We start from the raw sequence: 26,802 nt of genomic DNA, 5'->3' as shown, positions 1-26,802 counted from the left end.
TATTGGTTATTTAAAATACCAAAAAATATAAAATTTTATTATCATAAAAATCAATAATATTTTCCTTTGTAAAACTATAATGCTTACGAACATTGGGTATATGTTTATCGGAAATTTTAAAATGCAATCGTGAACAGGAGAGGAGAGGTTCTCCCTATCCTGTAAGACAGGGAGATTGATTGTGTATGACACACATTAAATAAACTTAATGAAGATAAACTGTCAGCGCCAGGCCGGGTTTCATGTCTTTAAGTTTGATGTTTTTATTCCAGTCCATCAGGTCGTTAAGGTGTACACCGTGAAGTTTGGCGATGCTGGAAAAAGAATCGCCTTTACGTACTTGGTAGGTAATAGGGCCTTTGTTATCGATTCGCAATACTTGTCCGATCTTAAGTCGATCAGCAGTTTTCAAACTATTCAATTTTTGCAATTCGCGGTGCGAGGTATTGAAGCGCTTTGCAACGGCTGACAATGTATCCCCTGATCGAACTGTATACAGGCTTTGTTGGTGTAGCTTACGAGAGTTTTTTGCAACTGCCAGACGGATCTTTGCCAAGACACTTTCGTCAGTCAAGGAAGTTTTAAACTGGTTAATGTGCTCTTTTGGCAGCATGATGTAATGTGGCCCATGAGGGGAAGTCATGTCTCGTTTATAACCAGGGTTATAGGCTTTAATCGATGCCAACGATAATCCAGATAATTCAGCCGCTTGTGACAATGTAATTTGTTGTCCCACGTCAACTTTAGCCAGTGCATTCTGCGTATTAGGCTTGGGTAGTTTGAAAGCATATGTTTCGTTGTGACGAATGATATTGCTCAAAGCCAATATTTTGGGAACGTAGTGCATCGTTTCTCGTGGCAGTGACAATGACCAAAAATCTGTCGGTTTTCCCTTCAGGGTATTGTCTTTGATTGCGCGCATCACCCGACCTTCACCACTGTTGTAAGCGGCGATGGTTAATAGCCAGTCTCCATTGAATCGCGTGTTCAGACGTTCAAGCATATCCAATGCGGCTGTCGTTGATGCTGCTACATCACGGCGGGCATCGTACCACTTATCCTGCGTCAAACCATAATGGCGGCCTGTGCTGGGGATGATTTGCCACAAACCAGCAGCCTGAGCATAAGAAGTTGCATGAGGATTAAAAGCACTCTCCACTATAGGCAGAAGGACCAATTCCATTGGCATATGTCGCTTATCAAGCTGATCAACTATCCAATAGATGTATGGCTCTGCGCGTAATGTCACATTTTGGAGATGGCTCTTGTGTTTCAGGTAGTAATTTTGTTGTTCACGCACCTTGCTGTTGTCAGGAATTTCCATCTTCAACTCATCACGGATATGTCCCCACAAATCTAGTTGGGCTATCGGACTCTCCTTCCAGATCGCTGCATTTTTTGGGTCTGCAATATCGCCTGTTTTCTGATTCGTTGAAGACATCCTCTGTGTTTCTTGCTGGGAGGGAGCCTTGAGTTGCAAGCTCGACTGACACCCGGCAAGCAGAACGGAGGCGAATAAAATCGCTTTTGTCTTCATGTTCTCTTTTGATGTTTGCCTAAAAGGTGAGCGATCATACTTACCTATTACGCAGAAGACAACCCAACAAAATTAAAATTGATCTTTATAAGACCTTAAGTGCTGAAAAATAGAAGAAAGTGGTATTGAATTAGGTTTAATGCCGATATTTTTTTGTAAATCAATATCGTGGCAATTTAAGAAAACATTAATTTTTTTCTCTATTTGTAAAGTTGTTGGCACTGTAGCTTGATCCTTTTCACGTAGATTAATGATTTTTTGATAATAATCCTGAATAGTTTGATTATTGGGTAATACTGCCTTTGCGAAAGCCATATTTGCCGCAGTATATTCGTGAGCACAGCAGATCAAAGTATCATTGGGTAGCGATGCAATTTTCTCAAGAGAAGAAAACATTTGTTCGGCTGTACCTTCAAATAGTCGTCCACAGCCGCCAGAAAACAGGGTGTCTCCACAAAATAAATAGGGAGCTTGATAGAATGCTATGTGACCAAGTGTATGGCCGGGTAATTCTATAATCTGGAATGAAAAATTATTGAATGTAATGAGGTCATGTTCATGGACGATGTGAGTTGTGCCTTTATTTTTGGTCTCTTCGGGGCCATATACGGGTAATTCAGGATATTGTTTGAGCAGTCCAGCAATACCACCTACATGATCGTAATGATGGTGTGTCACTAAGATAGCAACAGGAATAAATTGGTTTACTGCTAAAATGTCCATAACGGGTTGTGATTCCGAAGGGTCGACAATGACACAATGTTTGTCTTCATCACAAAGTAACCAAATGTAGTTATCTGAAAGAGCGGGTATCCTGATAAGCTCCATGATATGCCTCATGTTTATAGTCGGTTGGAAGGAAGATGACATGCAATCAGCACGTTTAATCAAGCAGATGGCTCCCCCTGAATCTTGGGCTGAGTTACCGTGGGGAGAATATTACCGTGTTGCTCTGGAACGTCAATTGGAACCGTGGTGGTCGAAATTTTTTGGTTTTCATTTAGTGAAAATCGGTAATTTAAGTGCAGAAATTGACAGCCGTTCTTGTTTGATAAGCCATCAGGTTAATGTGGGATTACATGGGGAAAACATGAACGTCATTGCTGATCCTCATCACCTTCCTTTTGAGGCCAAGTCTGTGGATGCCTGTTTGTTGGCACATATGCTGACTTATAGTGCTGATCCTCATTGGCTGTTAAGAGAAGTGGACAGAATTATGATTGATGACGGATGGTTGATTCTCAGTGGTTTCAATCCAGTGAGTTTATTAGGTGTCAGGGACATGATTTCACCTATTGTTCGTCGGAAATCGCATAATGCCCAAATGTTTTCCATGCTTCGTCAGTGGGATTGGCTCCGTCTTCTCAATTATGAAATTATTCATCATGCCAATTTCCATGTCTTACCGTGGCAGGGGGGACAAGGTTTTTGTAATCGTACCTTGTCTATTTTTGGTTGCCTGAATGTGATTATTGCCCGCAAGCGGACAATACCTTTGACGTTGAATCCCATGCGACCGGCGTTATTGAAACCGAAGTTCAGCAATGTATTGGGAGCTGTAAAAAATATTCACCGACGAGATTAATTTTCACCGTTTAGCTTTCATTTTCGATATAGCCATCATCGGCTTGAGTTGGAGAGCCTGCCGCTGTGCGAGCCAGTTCATCGCACAATTCGTTTTCCCGATGGCCGGTATGCCCTTTAACCCAGCGCCAATCAATATCATGGGGCAAAATAGCTTTATCAAGCCGTTGCCAGAGATCGACATTAACTACAGGTGATTTGTCTGCTTTTTTCCAATTACGTTTTTTCCAGTTATGTATCCATTGGGTAATTCCTTGACGGACATACTGGCTGTCAGTGGTTAAAATGACTTTGCATGGTTGCTTGAGCGCTTCTAGTCCGGCAATGGCGGCCATTAACTCCATACGATTATTGGTGGTGCGGAAATAACCTTTACTCAACGTTTTTTCGGTCTGATTGTAACGCAGTAAAGCACCATATCCACCGGAGCCGGGATTACCGAGGCAAGAACCATCGGTGAAAATTTCTACCTGTTTGTTCATCTTTGGTAGACTCTTCCTATATCATCTTCAATCAAAACTCTAAGTCTGACACAAAAAAACATTATGAGCACTGGAATTACCCGTCAAATAGTCCTCGATACCGAAACAACCGGTATGAACAAGCTGGGTGTTCACTATGAGGGGCATAACATCATTGAGATTGGTGCAGTGGAAGTCATCAACCGTCGTTTGACGGGGCGCCATTTTCACATTTACATAAAACCGGAACGTCTGGTTGATCCGGAAGCGTTTGAAGTTCATGGTATCAGCGATGAATTTTTGCAGGATAAACCTAAATTTGCCGATATTGCCGACGAATTCATTGAATTTATCCGTGGCGCGGAGCTGATTATTCATAACGCGGCGTTTGATATCGGCTTTATGGATTATGAGTTCAGTAAATTGAACCGCAATATCCCGCCGACAGCCGAATTTTGTACCATCACGGATAGCTTGATGCTGGCAAGGAAACTTTTCCCAGGCAAGCGTAATAACCTTGATGCGCTATGCGATCGTTATCATATTGATAACGCGAAACGTACTCTCCATGGGGCATTGCTTGACTCCGAAATTTTGGCAGATGTCTATCTGGCAATGACTGGTGGCCAGACATCGCTGGCCTTTTCGATGGAAGGGGAAGTTTCAGGCAGCGCACAGGTTGCAGAAATACAGCAAGTCAGCCGACCTCAGGCGGGTTTGAAAATTGTTTATGCTTCTGATGAGGAACTCATTCAGCATGAATCCCGTTTAGATCTGGTAGAAAAGAAAGGAGGAAGCTGTCTGTGGCGCTCAAAATCTGAACAGCTTCATTAAAGAATCAGTAGCAAGATGGGGAAAATACATTGTTAAGGTGAAAAACTGTGCAAGCGAACCATTTTGTTATAAAAAGCGATTGACGGATTGTATTGGGAACCGTACTATCCACCTCGTTCTCAACCAGAACGCCATGCGGTGCGGTAGTTCAGTTGGTTAGAATACCGGCCTGTCACGCCGGGGGTCGCGGGTTCGAGTCCCGTCCGCACCGCCAGAATTTATAAGCCCTGAGTTTTTTACTCGGGGTTTTTCTGTTTCAGATAATGATAAAAATTTCAAATTAACTTATAGAAATAAGTTGTCCCTGAAAATTCGCCATTGGAATTGATGGCAAAATTGGGGATTTGTCCGACTTCAATAAAGCCGCATTTTCGATAAAGCATAGAAGCTGGATCGTGAGTTCGTGTATCCAGTACTAGCAAATAGCGTTGATGTTGTTTTGCCAGTTGTTCCAGCTCATCCATCAATATTTTTCCAATCCCACGCTGGCGGTAGGCCGTGTGTACCATTAGCTTTTCTACATCCGCACGGTGCAGCCCATTCTTTTTCTTACAGAGGGAAAGTTGCACTGAACCTACGATTTTTTCATTTGCCTGCGCAACTAACAGTAGTCGATGACCGGATTCCAAGTCTGTTTCGACATCTTGCCAATACTGTGCAGCTTCTTTCGCTCCCAGTGGGGTAATAAATCCGATAGAGGCATCACTTTCGGCACAATCATGGAGTAAATTAATAAGCTCATCATGTTTTGTGTTGATGGAATCTAATAATGTGATGATTGGATCTGATATTGAGTTAAGTGTAAGGTTGGATTTTGACATTTTGAGTTATCAGTGTGAAATAAACGATGATGAAAAATAATACAATAATATGAAAAATAACAGAATCAATATCATTCAAGGTGATATCACCAAAATTGCCGTTGAGGCGATTGTTAATGCAGCCAATACTTCCCTATTGGGTGGTGGCGGTGTTGATGGTGCCATTCACCGTGCGGGTGGAAAATCCATTCTAGAAGAATGTGTGCAAATTAGGGCAAGGCAAGGTGGTTGTGATGTCGGTGATGCAGTGATTACCCGAGCAGGAAATTTACCTGCAAAATATGTGATCCATACCGTTGGGCCACGCTGGAATGGAGGAGAAAATAATGAACCGGAATTACTGAAAAAAGCCTATTTAAGCTGCTTTGATCTTATTGAACAGTACAATATTAAAACAGTCTCTTTCCCGAATATCAGTACCGGTATTTATTGTTTTCCAAAAAAACTGGCGGCTGAAATTGCTTTGGCAGCGATTCATTCGAGCTTGTCTATCAATCAAAATATATTACAAGTGAATCTTGTTTGTTTTGATAATGAAAATTATGGCATTTATCGCACTTTGAATCAGTAACTGCTGCTGAGAATTATCGTCTTGTCGTCGCGGAGCCATTTGAAGTTTATTGCTTATATATCATGCTGCTAATCTAACAGGAAAACTCACATTTTTAACCTTGATTAACCCATTGAGTATCGTGTCTAATACGCAGTTTCTTATTGCGCAAGTCGCGATATAAAATTATCCCCGTTTGCGCAAGCTCACCTTAAGTTGTCAGCATTGATCTAAAAATGCGTCAAAACAACGGTGTAAATCAAAGAACTGATGCTAAACGGAAATTAAGATAGTTTTCCATATCTGGCATTAATGATTGCGGTTTGTGTGCTGCGCTGCGAAAATTAGTTCTTAATTCACTAACGCTTTTATCCGACTGGAGTAAAGAATGACCACTCGTAAAACCCTTGCTAATGCTGTCCGCTTCTTGAGCATGGATGCTGTGCAGAAAGCAAAATCAGGGCATCCTGGCGCACCAATGGGAATGGCTGACATTGCCGAAGTGCTGTGGCGTGATTATTTGAATCATAATCCGACGAATCCTAACTGGGCTGATCGTGACCGCTTCGTGTTATCTAATGGTCACGGCTCTATGCTGATTTACAGCTTGCTGCACCTGACGGGTTATGATGTTTCTATCGATGATCTGAAAAATTTCCGTCAACTGCACTCCAAAACCCCCGGTCATCCTGAATATGGCTACACTCCAGGCGTAGAAACAACGACAGGTCCATTAGGTCAAGGTATTGCTAATGCAGTGGGTTTTGCTATCGCAGAACGCACACTGGCAGCACAATTCAACCGTCCTGGTCATGATATTGTTGATCATCACACTTATGTATTCATGGGTGATGGCTGCATGATGGAAGGGATCTCCCACGAAGTTTGCTCTTTAGCGGGTACACTGAAACTGGGTAAACTGGTCGCTTTCTATGATGACAATGGCATTTCCATTGATGGTGAAGTCGAAGGTTGGTTTACTGATGATACCGCTGCACGTTTTGAAGCTTATGGTTGGCATGTTATCCGTGGTGTAGATGGTCATGACTCAGCAGCTATTGCTGCGGCTATCGAAGCAGCACGCAAAGAAACTGGCAAACCATCCTTGTTGATGTGCAAGACAGTGATTGGTTTTGGTTCACCAAATAAAGCGGGTAAAGAAGAGTGTCACGGTGCTCCGCTGGGTGACGCTGAAATCGAAGCAACCCGCAAGGCGCTGGGTTGGGAACATCCTGCGTTTGAAGTTCCTCAGGACATTTATGCTGGCTGGAACGCGGAAGAAGCAGGCAAAGCTAAAGAAGCCGCTTGGGAAGAGAAATTTGCAGCATATGCGAAAGGCCACCCAGAACTGGCAGCAGAATTTATCCGCCGTACCAGCGGTGAATTGCCAGCAAACTGGGCAGCCGATGCCAAAGCATTCATTGAAAACCTGCAACAAAACCCAGCTTCTATTGCCAGCCGTAAAGCATCGCAAAATGCTCTGGAAGCATTTGGTAAAGTTCTGCCTGAATTCATGGGTGGTTCCGCTGATCTGGCACCAAGTAACCTGACCATGTGGTCTGGTTCTAAACCACTGAACGAAGTTCAGGATGGTAACTATATTCATTATGGTGTGCGTGAGTTCGGTATGTCTGCCATTATGAATGGTATCGCTCTGCATGGCGGTTTTGTGCCTTATGGCGCGACATTCCTGATGTTCGTGGAATATGCCCGTAATGCAGTTCGTATGGCCGCGTTGATGAAAATCCGCAGCATTTTTGTTTATACCCACGACTCTATCGGTCTCGGTGAAGATGGCCCGACTCACCAACCTGTTGAGCAGATCGCCAGCCTGCGTGTGACACCAAACATGAGCACATGGCGTCCATGTGACCAAGTTGAGTCTGCGGTTGCTTGGAAATATGCAATTGAGCGTAAAGATGGCCCAACTTCCCTGATTTTCTCCCGCCAAAATCTGGCACAGCAAGAGCGTACTGCTGAGCAACTGGCGAATATCGAGAAAGGGGCTTACATCCTGAAAGATTGCGCAGGCCAGCCTGAATTGATCCTGATTGCAACCGGTTCTGAAGTTGAATTGGCAGTGAAAGCAGCCGATCAACTGAGTGCAGAAGGCCGTCAGGTTCGCGTTGTTTCCATGCCATCCACTGACGCATTTGACAAGCAGGATGCAGAATACCGTGAAGCAGTACTGCCAGCAGCAGTTTCTGCTCGTGTTGCTATCGAAGCGGGTATTTCTGATTACTGGTTCAAATATGTTGGCCTTAATGGCGCTATCGTTGGTATGAGTACTTTCGGTGAATCTGCACCTGCAGATGCTCTGTTCAAAGAGTTCGGTTTCACCGTTGAAAACATTGTTGCCAAAGCGGCAGCCCTGTTGAAATAATCGGCAAACGAAACTGCAAGCGCATTCGCATCAATTTCTGAGCGAATGCGCTTTTTTTTATCCAATTCTGACTTTGTTATGTTGTTAATGGCGCTTGCCATCGTGCTTTTTTTCTCGTAATCTGCTTCCACACTAGCTGAACCGTTTCAGTTTAGGCGAATAAAATGTCTTGTCTGTCACAATCTGGTTAATTTTGTGATGAATCATCCGTACAATCTGCTGTTGCTCAGTTATCCTAAGCGGTTGCGTGACTACAGAGAAATTCAGGGAGTAACATGACAATCAACGTAGCGATTAATGGTTTCGGGAGAATAGGGCGTAGTGTTCTGCGTGCTCTCTACGAATCTGGGCGTCGAGCTGAAATTTCGGTGATCGCTATTAATGAGTTGGCGGATGCGGAAGGCATTGCTCACTTATTGAAATACGATTCCAGTCATGGGCGTTTTGCATGGGATGTACGCCTGAATAACGATTTGCTGCAAGTAGGAGATGACAGTATACGGTTGTTTCATCAACCCGATATCTCATCTTTGCCGTGGAAAGAGCTAGGTATTGATATTGTACTTGATTGTACGGGCAAATATGGTGAGAGAGTAGATGGTGAAGCTCATATCGCCAGTGGCGCTAAAAAAGTTTTGTTTTCTCATCCGGGAGGAAACGGTCTGGATGCAACCGTAGTATATGGTGTGAATCACGAATTGCTAAGGGCGGAAGACTGCATAGTTTCCAATGCATCCTGTACGACTAACTGCATTATTCCGATCATCAGCGTGTTGGATGATGCATTCAATATTGAATCTGGGACGGTGACAACCATCCACGCATCCATGAATGATCAGCCTGTGATTGATGCTTATCACCGTGATTTACGTCGAACCCGGGCTGCCAGTCAATCCATCATTCCTGTTGACACAAAACTGGCTGCGGGGATCACACGTATCTTTCCCAAATTCAGTGATCGGTTTGAGGCCATTTCCGTTCGAGTACCTACCATCAATGTGACAGCGATTGATTTGAGTGTGACAGTCAGTACTGCCGTTAGTGTCTGTGATGTCAACCAACTACTGCAAAAATCAGCGATAAGTTCATTTCGTGGTATAGTGGATTTCACTGATTTGCCATTGGTTTCAATGGATTTTAACCACGATCCCCACAGTGCCATTGTCGATGGCACACAAACAAGGGTGAGCGGAAAACATCTGATTAAGACCCTTGTGTGGTGTGATAACGAGTGGGGCTTTGCTAATCGTATGCTTGATACAACGTTGGCAATGGCTGCTACGGGTTTCAAATAATCTTCTGTTGTGCCGGATGTTACTGACAAACGGCATACAGCGGAAGGTTGAGTAATTTTATAGAGAATCAATGAGAGGATTCACCATGTCTGTAATTAAGATGACTGATTTAGATCTGGCGGGCAAACGTGTACTGATCCGTGCTGATCTGAATGTGCCTGTGAAAGATGGCAAAGTTACCTCTGATGCGCGTATTCGTGCGTCTTTGCCGACGATCGAGTCTGCGTTGAATCAGGGAGCCAAAGTCATGGTTACTTCTCACCTGGGACGCCCGACTGAGGGAGAATACAACGAAGAGTTCTCATTGCAACCTGTCGTTGACTACCTGAAAGAAAAACTTTCTTCTCCTGTTCGCTTGGAAAAAAATTATCTGGATGGCGTTGAATTGGCGGAAGGCGAATTGGTTGTTCTGGAAAACGTGCGCTTCAACAAAGGTGAGAAAAAAGATGATGAAACGTTATCGAAACAGTATGCAGCATTGTGTGATGTGTATGTAATGGATGCTTTTGGTACAGCACACCGTGCTCAGGCCTCAACTCACGGCGTTGCTAAATTTGCACCGATCGCTTGTGCCGGCCCTCTGTTATCCAGGGAGCTGGAAGCACTGGGCAAAGCGTTGCACAGTCCTGCTCGTCCAATGGTAGCGATTGTCGGTGGTTCTAAAGTTTCAACCAAACTGACTGTTCTTGATTCATTGTCCAAGATTGCTGATCAGCTCATTGTGGGGGGTGGGATTGCCAATACTTTCGTTGCAGCAGAAGGCCATAATGTAGGTCGTTCTCTGTACGAAGATGATTTGATTCCAGAAGCGAAAAAATTGCTGGAAAGTTGTGATATTCCAGTACCTAACGATGTTCGCGTTGCAACTGAATTCTCTGAAACTGCGGAAGCAACTCTGAAATCCACTAGCGAAATTAAAGACGAAGAGCAGATCTTGGATTTAGGTGATGCTTCTGCAGAACGTCTGGCTGAAATCCTGAAAAATGCGAAAACCATTCTGTGGAATGGCCCTGTGGGTGTGTTTGAATTCCCTAACTTCCGTAAAGGAACTGAAATTGTTGCCCGCGCGATTGCTGAGAGCGATGCTTTCTCTATTGCCGGTGGCGGTGATACCTTGGCAGCAATCGATCTGTTTGAAATTGCTGACAAGATTTCTTACATCTCTACTGGTGGTGGTGCTTTCCTTGAATTCGTTGAAGGTAAAAAACTGCCCGCCGTTGTGATGCTGGAAGAACGTGCTAACAGTAACTAAGTTGTGCTAGCAGGCAGTGTTTACTGCCTGTTCAATATCAATACAGGACCACGTAACATGTCTAAAATTTTTGATTTCGTAAAACCGGGTGTCATCACTGGTGATGATGTTCAAAAAGTCTTTGCCATCGCCAAAGAAAACAACTTCGCTTTGCCGGCAGTTAACTGCGTAGGTACTGACTCCATCAACGCAGTGTTGGAAACAGCAGCAAAAGTACGTGCTCCAGTAATCATCCAGTTCTCCAATGGTGGTGCGTCATTTTTCGCAGGAAAAGGTCTGAAAGCAGAAGGCCAGCAAGCGGCAATTCTGGGATCTATCTCTGGTGCTCACCATGTTCACCAGATGGCAGAACACTACGGTGTGCCTGTTATCCTGCATACCGACCATTGTGCACGTAAATTGCTGCCATGGATTGATGGTCTGCTGGATGCAGGTGAAAAGCACTATGCACAAACAGGCAAGCCACTGTTCTCTTCCCACATGATCGACCTGTCAGAAGAGTCTCTGGAAGAAAATATTGAGATTTGCAGCCAGTATCTGGCACGTATGGCGAAAATCGATATGACGCTGGAGATCGAACTGGGTTGTACTGGTGGTGAAGAAGATGGCGTTGATAACAGTCATTTGGATAGTTCTTCCCTGTACACTCAGCCAGAAGACGTCGCTTACGCGTATGAAAAATTAAACGCGATCAGCCCACGTTTTACTATCGCAGCCTCTTTTGGTAACGTTCACGGTGTTTATAAGCCGGGTAATGTTAAGCTGACTCCGACAATCCTGCGCAACTCACAGGATTACGTATCTGAAAAATTCAACCTGCCACATAACAGCCTGGATTTTGTCTTCCATGGTGGCTCCGGCTCTACGGCAGAAGAGATTCAGGAAGCGGTCAGCTACGGTGTTATTAAAATGAATATCGATACCGATACCCAGTGGGCGACTTGGGAAGGTATTCTGAATTATTACAAAAAGAATGAAGGCTATCTACAAGGCCAGTTGGGTAACCCAGAAGGTGCGGACAAACCTAACAAGAAATTCTATGATCCACGCGTTTGGCTGCGTGCTGGTCAGGCTTCCATGATTGTTCGTCTGGAACAGGCCTTTAAAGAACTGAATGCGGTTGATGTGCTGTAATTTGTATCGATAGCAGACAGTTTTTTTAGACTGCCCTATGGGGGCAGTCTACTAATTTATAGGAACAAGTAGATTTATAGAAACAAATAGAATCAGGCTGATTAAGCTTTCAGTTATTCTTTCATAATACGGTTCAGCCATGGCACCATGAACGCCATAATCACGGCAACAACCAGAGTGGCAATCCCGATTTTACTGAATACACCAGTATAAATTGGCAGAGTTTGCAGGGGATCAGTCACGCCTTCTGGTGCGGCAGTAAAGGTTGCCACATAACTGCCCAGTATTGATGCAGCAGCTTGTGACAGGAACCACATACCCAGAATAAAGCCAGTCAAATAGCTAGGAACAAACGCAGCTACCATTGCCAGCCCCAGAGCACTAATCATCAATTCGCCGACACTTTGGAACAGATAAACCAGCACAATAAACCACGGGGAAGTTATGCCATTCTCATCGGCAAATAGACCTGAAGCTGCGGCTGTCAAGAAGCCCAGAGAACACAGAAACATGCCGAAGGTGAATTTTGTTGGCATGGAAAAATCTTTGCCTTTGGCACCCAACTTGGTATAAGCAACTGCCAATATTGGACTAACAACGATAATCCAGAATGGATTTAGCGCCTGAAAACTTATTGGATTGATATCAAAACCCAAAATTTGGTGATGCACGTTATTGATGGCAAAGAAATTGAGGGAAGTGGGCATTTGGTTATACAGGATGAAAAATACGATAGCCTGAAGCATCAGAATAAATGCCACGAACATTTTATTACGGCCAATGCGATCTTGTTTAAATGCCTGCCAGAAGAAAATGAAAACGGCAACAGCGGAAATCACCATCAGGGCGATATTGGCAATTTTTATATTGCGGAGTAACCAGGTACAGATGCCAATCGTGATTACTGTACCGATGAGAACCATGAGCAAAATTGCATAGTTTACCGGAGCATGATCGGGTTCTGAACCGATGTTATGCACCATACGGCGGCAGGCGATATAAACCAGCAGGGCGATAATCAGACCAATACCACAGATATTATAGGTGACTGCATAACCATATTTTGCAGCAATGACGGGAGCAAGAGAAAGAGAAACCAGAGAACCAAGATTGATGGACATATAGAATAGCGTAAATGCACCATCCAAACGTGGGTCTTGTGGCTGGTAACATTTTGCCAGCAGGCTGGCTGGGTTGGCTTTGAAAAGGCCATTACCGACAGAGACGGTTCCCAATGCATAAAAAATCAGGTCAGGATGCATGATAGACAGGCCAATCATGAAATAGCCGATTGCCATTACAATGGCACCCAGAATAATGGTGCGTTTTGTTCCTAGTAAGTGATCACCAACATAACCACCGATAGAAATCAGGCCGTAAACCAGTGCAGTAAATGCCCCAAAAGTGATAAAAGCTTGTGCTTCTGAAAAACCGAGTTGGTGAACGAAATAAACGGCAAGAATGCCTTGAACGCCGTAGAAACCAAACCGTTCCCATAGTTCCACAAAAAAGATCATAAAAAAGGGTTTTGGTTGATCCCATAAACCGACCGGAGTGGTTTTATTCATAGTGAATGCCTCTGTTAGTTCTCATTTTGATGGACAATACATCCAGATGACTATATTTCTGTTAACATATTTGTGATGTAATGTATTGTATATGTTGTGCTTTTGTTTATTTATTCAGGTGATCGTAAAGGAAGGAAGGTTAATATACTGATTTGATATCTTCTCAATGGTTGATCACACTAACACCAAAAATAACGTCAAATGTGACAAAATATTCACTGAATTAATATCAAAAATTATTAATGTATGTGTTAAGTGTTCGTAAATAAATCAATGTGGTTGGTATTGAATCAAAATGGCGTGTTATTTGTTGGTGGGGCTGTAGAGGGAACAATGTGTTTATCGCATTTCATCAGCTCTATCTATATATTAAATTTTTATTTTATAATAAAGGCTGTATAAATTTGACTTACTTTAATTAGCTTTTTGTTGATTAAATATTTATCAGTTAATTATGTACCTAACAGGATTAGAATTGCATTGTAGCCGCAAAAAAATTCGTTCTTGGTGGTTGTCTCTTTTGTTTTGTGTTGTAAGTTTGTGTTGCAAATTGAGGTTTTTTAATTGTGAATGAATAAAATTAATTATTTGTGATTGATTTATCAACAGTGCAGTATTTATAAGCAATTGGGAATATACCCAATGGATTTCAAGAGGCAGCGCTTATGGCGTGGGAACGAAACTCCAGAAGCATAGATAATCCGATATAGTTAACCTGAAAGACGACGGAGATAGATGGCAATGAAGACTCGTTGTTATCGAGCCTTCATTATTGAGAAATTGAATTTTTATGAGGGGGATTAAACCGCCACAGCTAGGATTTTATCCATCACTTGATGAAAATCACGCTTAAAATAAATCAAACCGTGGCCGTCTTCCCTGACCATAATCTGTTTTATTTCTACTAAATAAACATAATGTGTACCGACTTCCTGTACTTGTTGGATACTTCCTTCCAGATTGGCAAGTGTTCCTTTTAACATTGGTTGCCCCAATAAACCACTTTGCCAAATATCCCAGCCAAAACGCTCTTCCATACTGGCTTTGGTCATGCCAGCGAAATGGCGGGCCAGCAACTCCTGTTCATGGTTCAGGATATTGACACACAACTGACCATTCTCTTGAAAAACCGGGTTCATAGCACTATTACGATTTATACATATCATCAGAGTCGGAGGTGTATCTGTCACCGAGCACACCGCCGTTGCAGTCATACCGCAGCGCCCTGCCGGGCCATCCGTGGTGATGATATTCACCGCAGCGGAAAGGCTTGCCATCGCATCTCTAAAACGTAAGCGATGTTCATTTTCTATAGACATAATAGGCCTCCTGCTACTGATTTATTTCAGCAGCTTATCTAACAAGTTAATATCATGGTTATTGTGTAAATGGGGGGTAGTCCAGCCATTAAGATCATAGTCAGAGAGACAGCGATCCACCAATTCTGTCATTCTCTTCATATTACCGGAGCCATAGGCATGGCGCAGACATTGCAGGCGAATTTCGTCTTGACTGCCAGCATAATTGATTTCATATAATTCATGGCGACCGCCGAACTCACTGCCAATGGCATCCCACATTAATTTCAAAATTTTAATTCTCTCTATATGGTCAATACCATTAGAGCCACGGACATACTTTTCAAGATATTTATTGATCTCAGGGTTGTTCATATCACGTACACTAGATGGCAAATAAATCAAGCCACTAGTGACATTACTTTCAATGATATTTTTGATTTTTGTGTATGCCATAGGTGCCATAACGCGATAAGTTTGAATCGCTTGAGTATCTGGCAGATAAGCGCCATTTTCCCACGGCTTGGATTCAGCCCACATCGCATCTGTCAATGACCAGAACAGATTGCGCCATGCGACGACTTCTCCTAAATCGGCCTGAACACCCCGGAAATCTACTACACCTGTGCATTCAAGGCTTTTTTGCAGCAGTGCCGTGATGAAATCCAGTTTAACGGCAAGGCGCACGCAGGCTTGCATGGGAAACAGTCGGGCAAATCCGCTTTGTACTGCCCAATTTCGGGCGCGATCAAAATCACGATAAATTAACACGTTTTCCCACGGAATTAACACCTTATCCATCACCAATATCGCGTCATTTTCATCAAACCGACTGGAAAGAGGGTAATCGAAAGGCGTACCGGTAGCGCCAGCGACCAGTTCATAAGAGGCGCGAGAGATTAATTTAACGCCATTGGCATCCATTGGAGCTACAAACATTAAGGCAAAATCGGGATTATCTCCAATAACCTGTGCAGAGCCAAAACCGATAAAATTATAGTGGGTCAGTGCCGAATTCGTTGCGACGACTTTGGCACCACTGACGATAATCCCTGCATCAGTTTCTTTTTCAATTTGGATAAAAACATCTTTGACCTGATCTGCTGGCTTATGACGATCAATGGGGGGGTTAACTATCGCATGATTGAAATAGATGCAGCTCTCTTGAATCCGTTTATACCAACTGCGTGCATTGTCAGCGAATTGTCCATAGTACTCAGGATAAGCGCCCAATGTGCAGCAAAATGCAGCTTTATAATCAGGTGAGCGCCCCATCCAGCCGTAGTTTTGGCGCGACCATTCAGCAATGGCATCACGTTGTTGACGGATATCATCGGCGCTGGTAGCAAAACGGAAAAATTTGTGTGTGTAGCCATCATTGCCAGTATCGGTATCCCAACAGAGGGTATTGTGGGTTTCTGGTGCATGAAGGGCATCATACAGTTGGCCAACCGAAGCAGCGGCATTACGAAAAGCCGGATGCGTTGTGACATCTTTAACACGTTCACCGTAGATATAAATTTCACGGCCATCCTGAAGCGAATTCAAATATTCTTTGCTGGTAAACGGGCGTTTATGATCGGTACGCAAATCTTCTATTTTCATGGCTACCTCATGCTCCGAAAAATCCCCTTATTTTGATTTGTTATCCATATGGGGATTAGGTGTTAATTTTATGTTTCTTGTACTGTTTGATTGAAGCGATTAAATCGTTTCTCTTGAAGAGATTTTCGGAAGGTTTGCGGGTACTTTTCGGTAAAAGCAGATGATTTATTGCGTAAATGTGATGGGCTTTGTGTTTTGATAATAATTGTTTTTATGCCTGACTATGCAGGCAGGAAATGGTTACGAAACAACTATTCCAGCTATGACTCAGCTATAAACTGTGGCTCAGCTATAAATCAGTTATAAAATAGTGCAACCACGTCTGGGAGTATTACCTCCATAACGATAGTGTAAAATCAATTTCCCCTTAAATGGATTTTTTAACCAAAATGAGATAATGAAGCGTTAATATAGATATAATCACGCTCCTATTTTATTAAACAAGTGCAATTTTTCTTATCTTAAAGCTTACGTTAGTGCAGTATTAATTATTTATAAATGGCATACAGATTATTTATTTTCCCTAACCCCATTCCTTTCCCGCCAAACACTTGGCGAACACCCCACCAAGCGATTAAAAAATCGGGCAAAGTAAGCCGGGTCTTTAAACCCAAGCTGATAGGCTATTTCGAACACCGGACTGTCACTAAACAGCAATAGCCGTTTAGCCTCTCGTAACAGCCGATCAAAGATTAATCTTTTTGGTGGTCGGTTGGCAAACCGCCGACACATATCTTTCAAACGAGATTCCGTAACCCCCAATTGTTCAGCATATTTCGGTACGGCAAGATGTTGATGGTAATGTTGATCAACCAACTGGTTAAAACGCTGAAATAGTTTTAGTTCACCCCTAACACCACCGGAACGGTGGTCATCAAGGGGAATGCTGCGCAGAAGAAAAGTAAACAATGACTGAGCCAAAAATGCCAGCGATTGTTCACGTCCGGCAAATTGATTGGCAGATTCGCGTCCGATCAATGCCCAATAGTGATTGAATGTTTCCAGTTCTTCGGGTTTATCCGCGACAGAAAGGCAGATGGCAGGAATATCAACCAGTTCACGATGAGTCGGATAGAGCGAACTGAGTAGTGGAGTAATCAATTCTTGGCGTACTGTCAGCACATAACCATCGGTATCTTCTTGTGTAAAAAAAGCGTGAGGAACGGAAGGTGGAGTCAAAATAAACAAAGGTGCCTGTACAGAATAACGTAGCTCATCCAGTTGTAGTTCAATCCGCCCCGTGACCAGATAATGCAGTTGGAAAAAACCATCATGGCGATGTGCTTGCATATCACGGCCAAAGAAAGCAGCCATACGGCCAAAAGTTTGGTAGTGAACATCATCCGAACCCTGTGTTTCATCATAGTTCTTACTGATGTCGATATTGGCAATGATAGCTCTGCTGGTATTATGAGCGGCTGTCATTTTTTTCACTCCATTGTGGTTTTGCATATTTCATCGGGATCAGTAATACCATTAATGCACCGATGATCAGTAATCCAGCGACGAAATAAAGCCCCGCGTTGAAACTGCCGGTTTGGTCTTTCAGCCAGCCAATCAGCAACGGGCTGACAGCCGAACCCACATTTCCCGTGGCATTGATCACGGCGATCCCCACTGCACGGGCGCGCAAGCTGATGGATTGATCCGGTGTTGTCCAGAATATGGTCATGGCTGTAAACGATCCGGTAGACGCCATAATGATCCCCAGCAGTTGCACCATGCTGTTATCGGTCAGGGAAGTTAAAATCCAGCCTGTAGCGGCGAATAAATAAGGTAGGGTAGTGTGAATTTTTCGTTCTTGCAGACGATCTGAACGGCGGCTCCAGTAAATCATGCCCAAAATCGTACAGAATTGTGGAATAGCAGTTAGAATGCCGATGACAACATGGCTGCTTCCCTGATTGAAACTCTGCATAATTTGGGGCGTCCAGATATTAATGGCGCTGAGGGTATTGGTAAGGCAGAAATAAGCGAAGGTATACATCAGCACAATGGGAGTAAATACCTCGCGCCATAAGCTGGTTTGTTGTCGGGTATTCTCATTGGGTTGTATTTGCGAAAGCTTATCGCTCTCCATCATTTCCTGAAGGCATTGCTTATCTTCTTGAGTCAGCCACTTGGCTTTTTCTGGCGAATCATCCAGATAGAACCAGACAACAAAACCGAGCAGTACGGAAGGAAAGCCTTCCAGCAAGAACAGCCATTGCCAGCCATGCAGATTCCAGATGCCGTCCATTTCCAGAATATAACCGGAGATCAGTGAGCCAAAGGCCATTGTTACGGGCATGGCGATCATAAACAGCGCATTAGCACGAGCGCGATAGTAGGCCGGAAACCAATAAGTCAGGTAGACCAAAATACCCGGTAAAAAGCCAGCTTCCGCGATCCCGACTAGCATACGCAGGATATATAAGCTCGTAGGGCCAGTGGCAAACATGGTGGCCGTCGAGGCAATGCCCCACAACACCATAATAGTGGCAATCCAGCGGCGGGCACCCACAATACCCAGCATCACATTGCTGGGAATGCCGAAAATCACGTAAGTGGCATAAAATAGCGTGGCTGCCAGACCAAACATTGTGGATGTTAAGCCGAGATCTTTTCCCATCGTCAAACCAGCAAAACCAATATTGATGCGGTCGAGAAAAGAGAACACAAACAAAACAAATAGAAATAAAATCAGGCGTCGAAATAATTTATTGATGACACTTTGTTGCTGAACGGTAAGTTTTTTGGGGGAGGCGGGCGGATTGTCTGATTGTGAATTTGTGTCAGGTGAAATGCTCATTGTCGTTCCCTTTTTTTATAGTTATTAGGAGATACGTTATTAGGAAATGCATTATTAGAAAATTCAACTGTAATGGCAGATATCACGTTCAATATTTGCACTATATATCCGCCCTCGAAAGAGGGCGGATATAGGGTAATAGGCCGTAGTGCTTGGTCAGTAATGAGTGCTTAATAAACGTTGGGGGATGATGTGCCTTGCCCCTGATTTTTGCCAAAATGCGCGGCTAACGTGTTAGCTGCCGTGATGAGCAAAGTCGTATCAACACCTACGGCAACAAACGATGCACCCAGATTGAGATAGTGCTCCGCCGAATCAATATGAGTCATTAAAATACCCGCTGCTTTGCCCGCTGCTTTGATCTGACCTATGGCCTGTTCAATCGCGGCTTTAACGTCAGGATGTTGCGGATTGCCTGTATGTCCCATATCGGCACTGAGATCGGCGGGGCCGATAAACACGCCATCAACACCTTCCACTGCCGCTATTTCTGGCAGATTTTGCAGTGCTTCGCGTGTTTCTACCTGTACTAACACACATATTTCGTCATTAGCACGGGACAGATAATCAGGAATACGGTTCCAGCGTGAAGCCCTCGCCAGCGAACTGCCGATGCCACGAATACCCGCAGGTGGATAGCGCGTTGCCCGAACAGCTTGGTGTGCTTGTTCCGCATTCTGAACCATCGGGATCAACAATGTTTGGGCACCAATATCCAACAACTGTTTGATCATTACGGGATCATTCCAGGCGGGACGAACAACAGGCTGGCTTGGATAGGGGGCAATGCCCTGTAGCTGGGCAAGAATAGTGGGGATATCATTGGGGGCATGTTCACCATCAATCAATAGCCAATCAAATCCCGTACCTGCTAAAATTTCTGCGCTGTATCCACTGCATAGACCAAGCCATAACCCGATTTGTGGATGCCCAGCTTTCAGTGCTTGTTTAAATCTATTTGTTAACAGATCCATGGTTTCACCTTATTTCCGGCTTATTTTTCCTGTTGTTACATGACGACTTCTTTAAGACCGCGGACTCTAAACAAAACGGCAACTAATAGAGCCTAAGACACCATAATCCACATGAAAGGTATCACCTTTGCGGGCAGGAACTGGCCGGGTGAAAGAACCTGCCAGAATGATCTGACCCGCTTCAAGTTGTACACCATGTGGTGCCAGTTTATTGGCAAGCCACGCCACACCATTGGCGGGATGATTGAGAACCGCAGCCGCTACGCCGGACTCTTCAATCACACCATTGCGATAGAGCAGAGCACTGACCCAACGCAGATCCAGTTCATCCGGTCTGATCGGCCTTCCTCCCATAATGACACCGCCATTGGCGGCATTATCAGAAATTGTATCGAACACCTTACGCGGCCGCTGGGTGTCGGGATCAATGTTATGACAGCGAGCATCGATCAACTCCAGTGCCGGAATGACATAATCTGTCGCGTTATATACATCAAATAACGTGCAGTTTGGGCCACTCAGCGGTTTTGCCAGTACGAAGGCCAGCTCAACCTCAATACGCGGCACGATAAAGCGTTCGCAAGAAATGTCACTGCCATCTTGAAAAAACATATCATCCAACAGGGCACCATAATCCGGTTCATCGATTTGCGAACTGGCTTGCATGGCCTTAGACGTCAGGCCGATTTTATGTCCCTTGAGAACCCGACCTTCCGTGATTTTTAAATTTACCCATTCACGCTGAATGGCGTAAGCATCTTCAATCGTTATCTCTGGATAGTCCAATGAGATTTGACGGATTTGCTCACGATTTTTTTCTGCCTGATGTAAACGGCGTGCAAGCTGTGATACGACGTCTTGCTGTAGCATAGAGAGTTAAGCTCCTTTAGCTTCTAATCCTCCGAAACAGAGGTATTTCACTTCCAGATAATCTTCGATCCCGTAACGTGAACCTTCGCGCCCCAGCCCCGATTGTTTGATACCACCAAATGGAACAACTTCGTTGGAAATTATCCCTTCATTGATGCCTACCATACCGCTTTCCAACGCTTCCGCTACACGGTAAATCCGGCCAATATCGCGGGAATAGAAATAAGCAGCCAGACCAAATTCCGTGTTATTAGCAATACGAATCGCTTCTTCTTCATCACGGAATTTGAGCAGCGGCGCCAATGGGCCGAATGTTTCTTCGTGGGCAACAAGCATGGATTCAGTAACATCCGCCAATACCGTTGGCTCAAAGAATTGGCCACCGAGTGCATGAGATTTACCGCCAGCCAGAATACGAGCACCGTTGGAAACTGCATCACTGATATGCGCTTGCACTTTCTCCACTGCCGCCTGATTAATCAGTGGCCCTTGTTGTGATGCCCTGTCACTGGCAGGCCCGACTTTAAGTTGTTTAACCGCGTGTACCAGACGTTCCGCGAAAGCGTCATAAATACCTTCCTGTACCAGAATACGGTTGGCACAAACACAAGTTTGCCCGCTATTACGGAACTTAGCGCTCATAGCTCCTTCCACGGCGGCATCAAGGTCAGCATCATCAAACACGATAAAGGGCGCGTTGCCTCCCAATTCGAGGGAGAGTTTTTTTACGGTATCCGCGCTTTGTGCCATTAATAATTTGCCAATACGAGTCGACCCCGTAAACGAAAGTTTGCGTACGATAGGGCTTGAAGTCAGAACTTTGCCAATCGTTTTGGCATCCACTCCGGTTACGATGTTCAAAACGCCCGCCGGAATGCCCGCTTGTTCTGCTAATACGGCCAGAGCCAGCGCAGAGAGAGGCGTTTCAGCCGCAGGTTTCAGTACCACAGTACAACCCGCAGCCAGAGCAGGACCAACTTTACGGGTGATCATCGCATTAGGAAAATTCCACGGTGTGATCGCAGCAACGACACCAATCGGTTGTTTGATAGTGGAGAGGCGACGACCCGGCATTGGAGAAGGAATGGTTTCGCCATAAATACGTTTGGCTTCTTCCGCAAACCATTCGATAAAGCTAGCACCATAAGCGATTTCTCCCATTGCTTCTTGGTGTGATTTGCCTTGTTCAGCACTCATAATTTCAGCTAAAGCAGTTTGGTTTTCCATAATCAGGTGAAACCACTGCTTGAGTTTTTGGCTGCGTTGTTTGGAGGTCAGTGCTTTCCATGCAGGAAGGGCATTGTGGGCAGCTTCAATGGCATATTGTGTCTCTTCGGCGCCGACATCACTGACATTGACAATTATTTCACCGTTGGCGGGATTAGTGACTGCAAAAGTCGCCTTATTTTTTGCATCAACCCACTGACCATTGATATAAGCCTGTTGGCGCAGTAGTGATGTATCCAGATGATTTGTCATGATTTCCTCTTTACTTAACAAAAAGGTGAACTGCAATGTGCCTAATTATGCCATCTATAGTCGTTATTCTTTTGTCTTAAACAGGTCATGCACGTTATTGGATTTGTAATTCAGCGTAGGATCGAGCTCTTCCATGGTGAAGGAAAGCCCCAGATAACGCTGAGCCATCAAATCGGTAAAATGTGCCTTAATTAAAGCAAACAACATTTCTCCGACTTTTTGTCTATCTTCGAGGCTACGCCCGGCACCGATTTTCAATGTCATATGGACAAACGCGTAATCTTGTTGACCATCAGCCATTTGCCACGTATCTAACCAAATGGCACGGCTGCGGATACCGCCCAGAGGGAAAATGCCCGTATCGGCCAGCGCCTGATTCACTTTGGCAAATAATTCCGGCAACTTGGCGGATTCACGGATATTTTCGGTACATTCAGTATAAAAGTGTGGCATGGTTTTTTCCTGTCAGGTACGGGATTCATTTGTAAACAGCATGGTCTGGTAATGGGAAAACCGCGTTAACTTGCCCTGTTCCTGAGCTGGCGAACAGCTCCGTCAGAAACTCCACTTTACCGTCATATTTGTCCCAGCCGAGCAGGCCAAGCAGCATCACGGTATCGTGCATATTGCCTTCACCACGGCAATATTGCGCATATTCAGGCAGCATCTTGCAAAATTCCTTAAATTGGCCTTCTTTCCAAAGCTGCACGACACGGCGATCCATCTGTTCATCAAACTCACGGGTATAACTGTTCATCCCCCCTTCAGCGCGTTGATCCTCAATAAAACTGTGGGATAGCGAACCACTTGCCAACACTGCAACTGTGCCATCGTATTTCTCAATCGCCCGTAAAATCGCCTCTCCCAGTTTGCGGCTGTCTTCAAACGCGTGGACAGTGCAAAAAGCAGAAATTGAAATCACCTTGAAATGGCGGTCGCTATTCATATAGCGCATTGGCACCAGTGTGCCATATTCCAGTTTCAGGCTTTGGATCTCGTGTGATTGTGCCCGAACACTCATCTGGCGAGCTTCTTCTGCAATCATCCGGCCAAGTTCAGGATTACCGTCGTATTCGTAGGTCATATCGCGGATAAAATGCGGCAATTCATTACTGGTATAGATGCCGGAGAAATGGTCCGTACAGTTAATATGATAGGCACTGTTAACCAGCCAATGGGTATCGAACACAATGATCGTATCGACGCCCATTTCACGGCAACGACGACTGATTTCTTTGTGTCCATCAATAGCGCTTTGTCGGCAACCGTGATGCTTGCCCGGTAATTCGGACAGGTACATAGAGGGGACGTGTGTAATTTTCGCTGCTAACGCTAACTTTCCCATAAATTCTCCTAGACACCCCAACGAGGAATAGGGTGATCTCCCATTGAGATACAGACGTTTTTCACTTCGGCAAATACGTCAAAACTGTATTCCCCGCCTTCACGTCCTACACCAGAGGCTTTTACGCCACCGAATGGCTGGCGAAGATCGCGAACATTCTGGGAGTTAACGAATACCATGCCGGCTTCAATACCGCGTGCCAGGCGCAAAACTTTGCTGACATCTTGTGTCCAGATATAGGAGGCCAGACCATATTCCACATCATTGGCCATACGCAGCCCGTTTTCTTCGGTTTTGAACGGCAACAGACAAGCAACGGGGCCGAAAATTTCTTCTTGTGCCACACGCATATGGTTATCGACATCGGCCATCACGGTAGGACGCAGGAAGTGACCATTTTTCACATGAGCAGGCAAATCGGCTGGTTTATTTGGGCCTCCCGCCAGCAATGTTGCCCCTTCCTCAATCCCCAGACGGATATAATTGGAGACTTTTTCCCAGTGTTGTTGACTGATCAAACTACCCACTTGAGTATTGGGATCTTGGGGATCGCCGACCCGCAACCGGTTAGCGCGTTCGGCAAAGCGTTTGACGAATTCGGGATAGATACTTTCTTGAATGAAAATACGGGAACCTGCTGTGCAGCGTTCGCCATTAAGGGAGAAAATAGTGAAAAGAGCAGCATCCAAGGCGCGTTCAATATCTGCATCTTCAAAAATCAGGACAGGGGATTTTCCGCCCAGCTCCATAGAATATTTTTTTAGGCCGGCATTTTGCATGATCAGGCGACCTGTCGCTGTTCCCCCCGTGAAAGAGATGGCGCGGACATCATGATGTCTTACCAGCGCATCCCCCGCCGTGTTACCGTAGCCCTGTACCACATTCAGCACCCCAGAGGGAATACCCGCTTCCAGTGCCAATTCTCCCAGACGGTTGGCTGTCAGTGGGGAAAGTTCGGACATCTTCAAAACAGCTGTATTGCCCAGTGCGAGACAAGGTGCAACTTTCCACGTTGCTGTCATAAAAGGCACATTCCACGGAGAGATCAACGCACAAACCCCGACAGGCTGGATCAGTGTATAGTTGAGCATCTTGTCATCGACGGGATAAGTGCGCCCGTTCATTTGCTGGCAAATTTCAGCAAAGAAATTGAAGTTTTGTGATGCGCGTGGGATCAGTACATTTTGTGTCTGGTGAATGGGGAGGCCGGTATCCTTGGTTTCCATCGCTGAAATATCAGGAACATTCTGGTCGATCAACTCTCCCAAACGGCACATCAGACGAGCACGTTCTTTCATGGGAGTATTTGCCCATTTTGGAAAAGCGTCTTTAGCGGCAGCAACAGCTTGATCAATCTCTTCCTGCCCGCCGGAAGCCACTTCAGCCAGCACGTCACCCGTTGCGGGGTTAATCGTTTCGAAGTAATTTTTACTGCCAACGTTCTTGCCGTTGATCCAATGATTAATCGTGGTCATGACAAACGCTCCTCATATTCTTGCTGGCTGATAATGTGATTCACCAGACGCCCAATCCCTTCGACTTCGACAATGACTTCGTCCCCCACAACAACATTAGATAGCCCTTTGGGCGTTCCCGTGGCAATCATGTCACCCGGTTGTAATGTCATGAAATCGCTGAGATAGGTGATCAGGAAAGGAATGTTGAAGATCAAATCGGCGGTTGTACCTTGCTGACGCAACTCACCATTCACCCATGTTCTTAGAGTCAAGTTATGGGGATCGGTGATGTGATTTTTATCCATGATCCACGGCCCAATCGGGGTAAGCGTATCGCGGCTTTTTACACGCAAGTTGGGGCGATAGTAATTCTCTAAATAATCACGGACTGCGTAATCGTTACAAATGGTATAGCCAGCAACATAATCCATTGCATTTTCTTGGGAAATTTTGTGGGCGGGTTTACCAATCACCACAACTAATTCAGCTTCATAATGCATGTATTCCGCATTATCAGGGCGGATGGAAACTTGACGGTGGCCCGTTAAGCTATTGGCAGCTTTGATGAATACCAGAGGCTCTTCTGGTGGCTTAAACTCCAGCTCTGTTGCATGATCAGCATAATTCAGCCCCAATGCAAACAAGGTTCCGTTGGCAGGTGGAAGCCATACCATAGCGTCACTGCTTACGGTACTGCCATCAGGCAGAAGGATATTTTCTTGCTCATCAACCGTGACATCCAAATCTTGGTCCAGATAGCGAATTTTGGCATGTTTCATAGATGACCTTCTGTCAGTTCAACCGTGTTCTCCAAATCCGGAAAGCCTTCAGCCTTGATGGTGACGTGATCGGTAGGGTGGAGAGTCACGCGCCGGTGAGGGGTTCCCAGCAGAATGGCATCGCCTGCTTTTAATGTGGCAAATTCACTTAATGCAGCCAGTAGCTTTGATGCTGAAAGGATAAGATCGTTGGTTGACCAGCGGTCCACTTCTTGACCGTTGAGTTCAGTGACGATATCGAGTGATTCCACAGAACTGGCCTTGACCATTTGGCCTATCGGACAAAAGCCATCCCGGCATTTTTCTTTAATGGCGGGGCGGTAAAATGATGTTTCTGGCAGGCTGATTTCATTGGCTAATGCGTAGCCTGCAATGTAGTGAACCGCATCTTGAGCAGAAACTTTGCGTGCGGTTTTTCCTATCACAAGTGCCAGAGTTGCGCCACTTTGTACTGTTTCCCCGAGAGGATAAGGGATCACATCACCTGAACCCACCACGGTATTGCGGGGTTTGATAAACCAAATTGGAGTTTTAGGTGGTGTTTTATAAGGTGATTCGTGAAACTTTTCATGCCAGAGTTTGACTTGGCTAGTATGGTTGAGAGCAACGGCAAAGACAGTGCCTTTCATTGACAACTCCTTGAAACCTGAATGACATATCGCTGGGTGTTTATTAATATATTAATAAATCATATGGTGCAAATCTTCAATATGTTAACGTAATTGTTAAGTTTAATTGTGATCTATGTAACATGAGGCTGCCAGAGGTTATTTTTACTACATAAA

General features: G+C 44.8%; 24 protein-coding genes and 1 tRNA gene. 8 read left to right on the top strand and 17 right to left on the bottom strand.

Going from position 1 to position 26,802, the window contains the following annotated elements; translation table 11 throughout:
* Positions 1-205: 205 nt before the first annotated feature.
* Together mltD and gloB are read right to left on the bottom strand one after the other, a co-directional pair.
* Complete coding sequence (gene mltD / locus Xhom_RS21395) at positions 206-1,537, bottom strand: murein transglycosylase D (protein WP_069318321.1); 1,332 nt, start codon at positions 1,535-1,537, stop codon at positions 206-208.
* 72 nt (positions 1,538-1,609) lie between these two features.
* On the bottom strand, positions 1,610-2,365 hold the full coding sequence (gene gloB, locus Xhom_RS21390) for a hydroxyacylglutathione hydrolase (protein ID WP_069318322.1): 756 nt from the start codon (positions 2,363-2,365) through the stop codon (positions 1,610-1,612).
* A 40-nt stretch (positions 2,366-2,405) separates the two neighbouring features.
* On the opposite strand from gloB, the gene Xhom_RS21385 reads away from it, so the two are divergent.
* The gene (locus Xhom_RS21385) at positions 2,406-3,122 is read left to right on the top strand and encodes a class I SAM-dependent methyltransferase (protein ID WP_069318323.1); all 717 of its coding nucleotides are present in this window, start codon (positions 2,406-2,408) and stop codon (positions 3,120-3,122) included.
* 10 nt (positions 3,123-3,132) lie between these two features.
* Here the strand turns inward: Xhom_RS21385 and rnhA are convergent, their stop codons facing one another.
* Positions 3,133-3,603 carry a ribonuclease HI gene (gene rnhA / locus Xhom_RS21380; RefSeq protein WP_069318324.1) on the bottom strand — a complete coding sequence of 157 codons (471 nt, stop codon included), beginning with the start codon at positions 3,601-3,603 and terminating at the stop codon, positions 3,133-3,135.
* A 63-nt stretch (positions 3,604-3,666) separates the two neighbouring features.
* On the opposite strand from rnhA, the gene dnaQ reads away from it, so the two are divergent.
* Both dnaQ and Xhom_RS21370 read left to right on the top strand, forming a co-directional pair.
* Entirely contained in the window at positions 3,667-4,416 is a 750-nt protein-coding gene (dnaQ, locus tag Xhom_RS21375) for a DNA polymerase III subunit epsilon (RefSeq protein ID WP_069318325.1), read from the top strand.
* Positions 4,417-4,553: 137 nt separating this feature from the next.
* Positions 4,554-4,630, top strand: a tRNA-Asp gene (locus tag Xhom_RS21370).
* A 61-nt stretch (positions 4,631-4,691) separates the two neighbouring features.
* On the opposite strand, the gene Xhom_RS21365 is transcribed toward Xhom_RS21370, so the two are convergent.
* The gene (locus Xhom_RS21365) at positions 4,692-5,237 is read right to left on the bottom strand and encodes a GNAT family N-acetyltransferase (RefSeq protein ID WP_084023281.1); all 546 of its coding nucleotides are present in this window, start codon (positions 5,235-5,237) and stop codon (positions 4,692-4,694) included.
* Between the two features lie 49 nt (positions 5,238-5,286).
* On the opposite strand from Xhom_RS21365, the gene Xhom_RS21360 reads away from it, so the two are divergent.
* The 5 genes from Xhom_RS21360 to fbaA all read left to right on the top strand — a co-directional run bounded on the left by Xhom_RS21360 (position 5,287) and on the right by fbaA (position 11,851).
* Positions 5,287-5,808 (top strand): O-acetyl-ADP-ribose deacetylase, encoded by a 522-nt coding sequence (locus tag Xhom_RS21360; protein ID WP_069318326.1) that lies wholly within the window; start codon positions 5,287-5,289, stop codon positions 5,806-5,808.
* Positions 5,809-6,175: 367 nt separating this feature from the next.
* A complete protein-coding gene (tkt, locus tag Xhom_RS21355; RefSeq protein WP_069318327.1) occupies positions 6,176-8,170 on the top strand; it encodes a transketolase in 1,995 nt (664 codons plus the stop codon).
* 275 nt (positions 8,171-8,445) lie between these two features.
* Positions 8,446-9,465 (top strand): erythrose-4-phosphate dehydrogenase, encoded by a 1,020-nt coding sequence (gene epd / locus Xhom_RS21350; protein WP_069318328.1) that lies wholly within the window; start codon positions 8,446-8,448, stop codon positions 9,463-9,465.
* An 85-nt stretch (positions 9,466-9,550) separates the two neighbouring features.
* On the top strand, positions 9,551-10,717 hold the full coding sequence (pgk, locus tag Xhom_RS21345) for a phosphoglycerate kinase (RefSeq protein ID WP_069318329.1): 1,167 nt from the start codon (positions 9,551-9,553) through the stop codon (positions 10,715-10,717).
* A gap of 57 nt (positions 10,718-10,774) precedes the next feature.
* Entirely contained in the window at positions 10,775-11,851 is a 1,077-nt protein-coding gene (gene fbaA / locus Xhom_RS21340) for a class II fructose-bisphosphate aldolase (protein ID WP_069318330.1), read from the top strand.
* Between the two features lie 113 nt (positions 11,852-11,964).
* Here the strand turns inward: fbaA and dtpB are convergent, their stop codons facing one another.
* From dtpB to Xhom_RS21275, 13 genes are all read right to left on the bottom strand, one after another.
* Complete coding sequence (gene dtpB / locus Xhom_RS21335) at positions 11,965-13,419, bottom strand: dipeptide/tripeptide permease DtpB (protein WP_069318331.1); 1,455 nt, start codon at positions 13,417-13,419, stop codon at positions 11,965-11,967.
* An 800-nt stretch (positions 13,420-14,219) separates the two neighbouring features.
* Entirely contained in the window at positions 14,220-14,738 is a 519-nt protein-coding gene (gene hpaC / locus Xhom_RS21330; RefSeq protein WP_069318332.1) for a 4-hydroxyphenylacetate 3-monooxygenase, reductase component, read from the bottom strand.
* A 21-nt stretch (positions 14,739-14,759) separates the two neighbouring features.
* Positions 14,760-16,322 carry a 4-hydroxyphenylacetate 3-monooxygenase, oxygenase component gene (gene hpaB, locus Xhom_RS21325; protein ID WP_069318333.1) on the bottom strand — a complete coding sequence of 521 codons (1,563 nt, stop codon included), beginning with the start codon at positions 16,320-16,322 and terminating at the stop codon, positions 14,760-14,762.
* A gap of 510 nt (positions 16,323-16,832) precedes the next feature.
* Complete coding sequence (gene hpaA / locus Xhom_RS21320; protein ID WP_069318334.1) at positions 16,833-17,747, bottom strand: 4-hydroxyphenylacetate catabolism regulatory protein HpaA; 915 nt, start codon at positions 17,745-17,747, stop codon at positions 16,833-16,835.
* Positions 17,731-19,113, bottom strand: a complete 1,383-nt coding sequence (hpaX, locus tag Xhom_RS21315; protein ID WP_069318335.1) for a 4-hydroxyphenylacetate permease — start codon at positions 19,111-19,113, stop codon at positions 17,731-17,733. The genes hpaA and hpaX overlap by 17 nt, the downstream gene beginning before the upstream one ends.
* Before the next feature lie 170 nt (positions 19,114-19,283).
* The gene (gene hpaI / locus Xhom_RS21310; protein ID WP_069318336.1) at positions 19,284-20,087 is read right to left on the bottom strand and encodes a 4-hydroxy-2-oxoheptanedioate aldolase; all 804 of its coding nucleotides are present in this window, start codon (positions 20,085-20,087) and stop codon (positions 19,284-19,286) included.
* A 66-nt stretch (positions 20,088-20,153) separates the two neighbouring features.
* Entirely contained in the window at positions 20,154-20,957 is an 804-nt protein-coding gene (hpaH, locus tag Xhom_RS21305; protein ID WP_069318337.1) for a 2-oxo-hept-4-ene-1,7-dioate hydratase, read from the bottom strand.
* A 6-nt stretch (positions 20,958-20,963) separates the two neighbouring features.
* On the bottom strand, positions 20,964-22,436 hold the full coding sequence (locus tag Xhom_RS21300; protein WP_069318338.1) for an NAD-dependent succinate-semialdehyde dehydrogenase: 1,473 nt from the start codon (positions 22,434-22,436) through the stop codon (positions 20,964-20,966).
* Positions 22,437-22,499: 63 nt separating this feature from the next.
* A complete protein-coding gene (locus tag Xhom_RS21295; protein ID WP_069318339.1) occupies positions 22,500-22,889 on the bottom strand; it encodes a 5-carboxymethyl-2-hydroxymuconate Delta-isomerase in 390 nt (129 codons plus the stop codon).
* 25 nt (positions 22,890-22,914) lie between these two features.
* Entirely contained in the window at positions 22,915-23,781 is an 867-nt protein-coding gene (hpaD, locus tag Xhom_RS21290; RefSeq protein ID WP_069318340.1) for a 3,4-dihydroxyphenylacetate 2,3-dioxygenase, read from the bottom strand.
* A gap of 8 nt (positions 23,782-23,789) precedes the next feature.
* Positions 23,790-25,256, bottom strand: a complete 1,467-nt coding sequence (hpaE, locus tag Xhom_RS21285; protein ID WP_069318341.1) for a 5-carboxymethyl-2-hydroxymuconate semialdehyde dehydrogenase — start codon at positions 25,254-25,256, stop codon at positions 23,790-23,792.
* Positions 25,253-26,017 carry a fumarylacetoacetate hydrolase family protein gene (locus Xhom_RS21280; protein ID WP_069318342.1) on the bottom strand — a complete coding sequence of 255 codons (765 nt, stop codon included), beginning with the start codon at positions 26,015-26,017 and terminating at the stop codon, positions 25,253-25,255. Before Xhom_RS21280 ends, hpaE begins: the two co-directional genes overlap by 4 nt.
* Complete coding sequence (locus tag Xhom_RS21275) at positions 26,014-26,646, bottom strand: fumarylacetoacetate hydrolase family protein (protein WP_069318343.1); 633 nt, start codon at positions 26,644-26,646, stop codon at positions 26,014-26,016. The genes Xhom_RS21280 and Xhom_RS21275 overlap by 4 nt, the downstream gene beginning before the upstream one ends.
* Between the last annotated feature and the right edge of the window lie 156 nt (positions 26,647-26,802).

Origin of the sequence: Xenorhabdus hominickii (assembly GCF_002632725.1) — a bacterium.
In the GTDB taxonomy this organism is placed as follows: Bacteria; Pseudomonadota; Gammaproteobacteria; order Enterobacterales; family Enterobacteriaceae; genus Xenorhabdus; species Xenorhabdus hominickii.
Note: the sequence above shows the minus strand (reverse complement) of the source record. Positions and strands in the feature narration are given on the sequence as shown.

What these genes read in the sequence shown, in the direction of transcription:
- mltD (WP_069318321.1), bottom strand. Translation starts at nt 1,537, where the DNA reads ATGAAGACAAAAGCGATTTTATTCGCCTCCGTTCTGCTTGCCGGGTGT.
- gloB (WP_069318322.1), bottom strand. Translation starts at nt 2,365, where the DNA reads ATGGAGCTTATCAGGATACCCGCTCTTTCAGATAACTACATTTGGTTA.
- Xhom_RS21385 (WP_069318323.1), top strand. Translation starts at nt 2,406, where the DNA reads ATGCAATCAGCACGTTTAATCAAGCAGATGGCTCCCCCTGAATCTTGG.
- rnhA (WP_069318324.1), bottom strand. Translation starts at nt 3,603, where the DNA reads ATGAACAAACAGGTAGAAATTTTCACCGATGGTTCTTGCCTCGGTAAT.
- dnaQ (WP_069318325.1), top strand. Translation starts at nt 3,667, where the DNA reads ATGAGCACTGGAATTACCCGTCAAATAGTCCTCGATACCGAAACAACC.
- Xhom_RS21365 (WP_084023281.1), bottom strand. Translation starts at nt 5,237, where the DNA reads ATGTCAAAATCCAACCTTACACTTAACTCAATATCAGATCCAATCATC.
- Xhom_RS21360 (WP_069318326.1), top strand. Translation starts at nt 5,287, where the DNA reads ATGAAAAATAACAGAATCAATATCATTCAAGGTGATATCACCAAAATT.
- tkt (WP_069318327.1), top strand. Translation starts at nt 6,176, where the DNA reads ATGACCACTCGTAAAACCCTTGCTAATGCTGTCCGCTTCTTGAGCATG.
- epd (WP_069318328.1), top strand. Translation starts at nt 8,446, where the DNA reads ATGACAATCAACGTAGCGATTAATGGTTTCGGGAGAATAGGGCGTAGT.
- pgk (WP_069318329.1), top strand. Translation starts at nt 9,551, where the DNA reads ATGTCTGTAATTAAGATGACTGATTTAGATCTGGCGGGCAAACGTGTA.
- fbaA (WP_069318330.1), top strand. Translation starts at nt 10,775, where the DNA reads ATGTCTAAAATTTTTGATTTCGTAAAACCGGGTGTCATCACTGGTGAT.
- dtpB (WP_069318331.1), bottom strand. Translation starts at nt 13,419, where the DNA reads ATGAATAAAACCACTCCGGTCGGTTTATGGGATCAACCAAAACCCTTT.
- hpaC (WP_069318332.1), bottom strand. Translation starts at nt 14,738, where the DNA reads ATGTCTATAGAAAATGAACATCGCTTACGTTTTAGAGATGCGATGGCA.
- hpaB (WP_069318333.1), bottom strand. Translation starts at nt 16,322, where the DNA reads ATGAAAATAGAAGATTTGCGTACCGATCATAAACGCCCGTTTACCAGC.
- hpaA (WP_069318334.1), bottom strand. Translation starts at nt 17,747, where the DNA reads ATGACAGCCGCTCATAATACCAGCAGAGCTATCATTGCCAATATCGAC.
- hpaX (WP_069318335.1), bottom strand. Translation starts at nt 19,113, where the DNA reads ATGAGCATTTCACCTGACACAAATTCACAATCAGACAATCCGCCCGCC.
- hpaI (WP_069318336.1), bottom strand. Translation starts at nt 20,087, where the DNA reads ATGGATCTGTTAACAAATAGATTTAAACAAGCACTGAAAGCTGGGCAT.
- hpaH (WP_069318337.1), bottom strand. Translation starts at nt 20,957, where the DNA reads ATGCTACAGCAAGACGTCGTATCACAGCTTGCACGCCGTTTACATCAG.
- Xhom_RS21300 (WP_069318338.1), bottom strand. Translation starts at nt 22,436, where the DNA reads ATGACAAATCATCTGGATACATCACTACTGCGCCAACAGGCTTATATC.
- Xhom_RS21295 (WP_069318339.1), bottom strand. Translation starts at nt 22,889, where the DNA reads ATGCCACACTTTTATACTGAATGTACCGAAAATATCCGTGAATCCGCC.
- hpaD (WP_069318340.1), bottom strand. Translation starts at nt 23,781, where the DNA reads ATGGGAAAGTTAGCGTTAGCAGCGAAAATTACACACGTCCCCTCTATG.
- hpaE (WP_069318341.1), bottom strand. Translation starts at nt 25,256, where the DNA reads ATGACCACGATTAATCATTGGATCAACGGCAAGAACGTTGGCAGTAAA.
- Xhom_RS21280 (WP_069318342.1), bottom strand. Translation starts at nt 26,017, where the DNA reads ATGAAACATGCCAAAATTCGCTATCTGGACCAAGATTTGGATGTCACG.
- Xhom_RS21275 (WP_069318343.1), bottom strand. Translation starts at nt 26,646, where the DNA reads ATGAAAGGCACTGTCTTTGCCGTTGCTCTCAACCATACTAGCCAAGTC.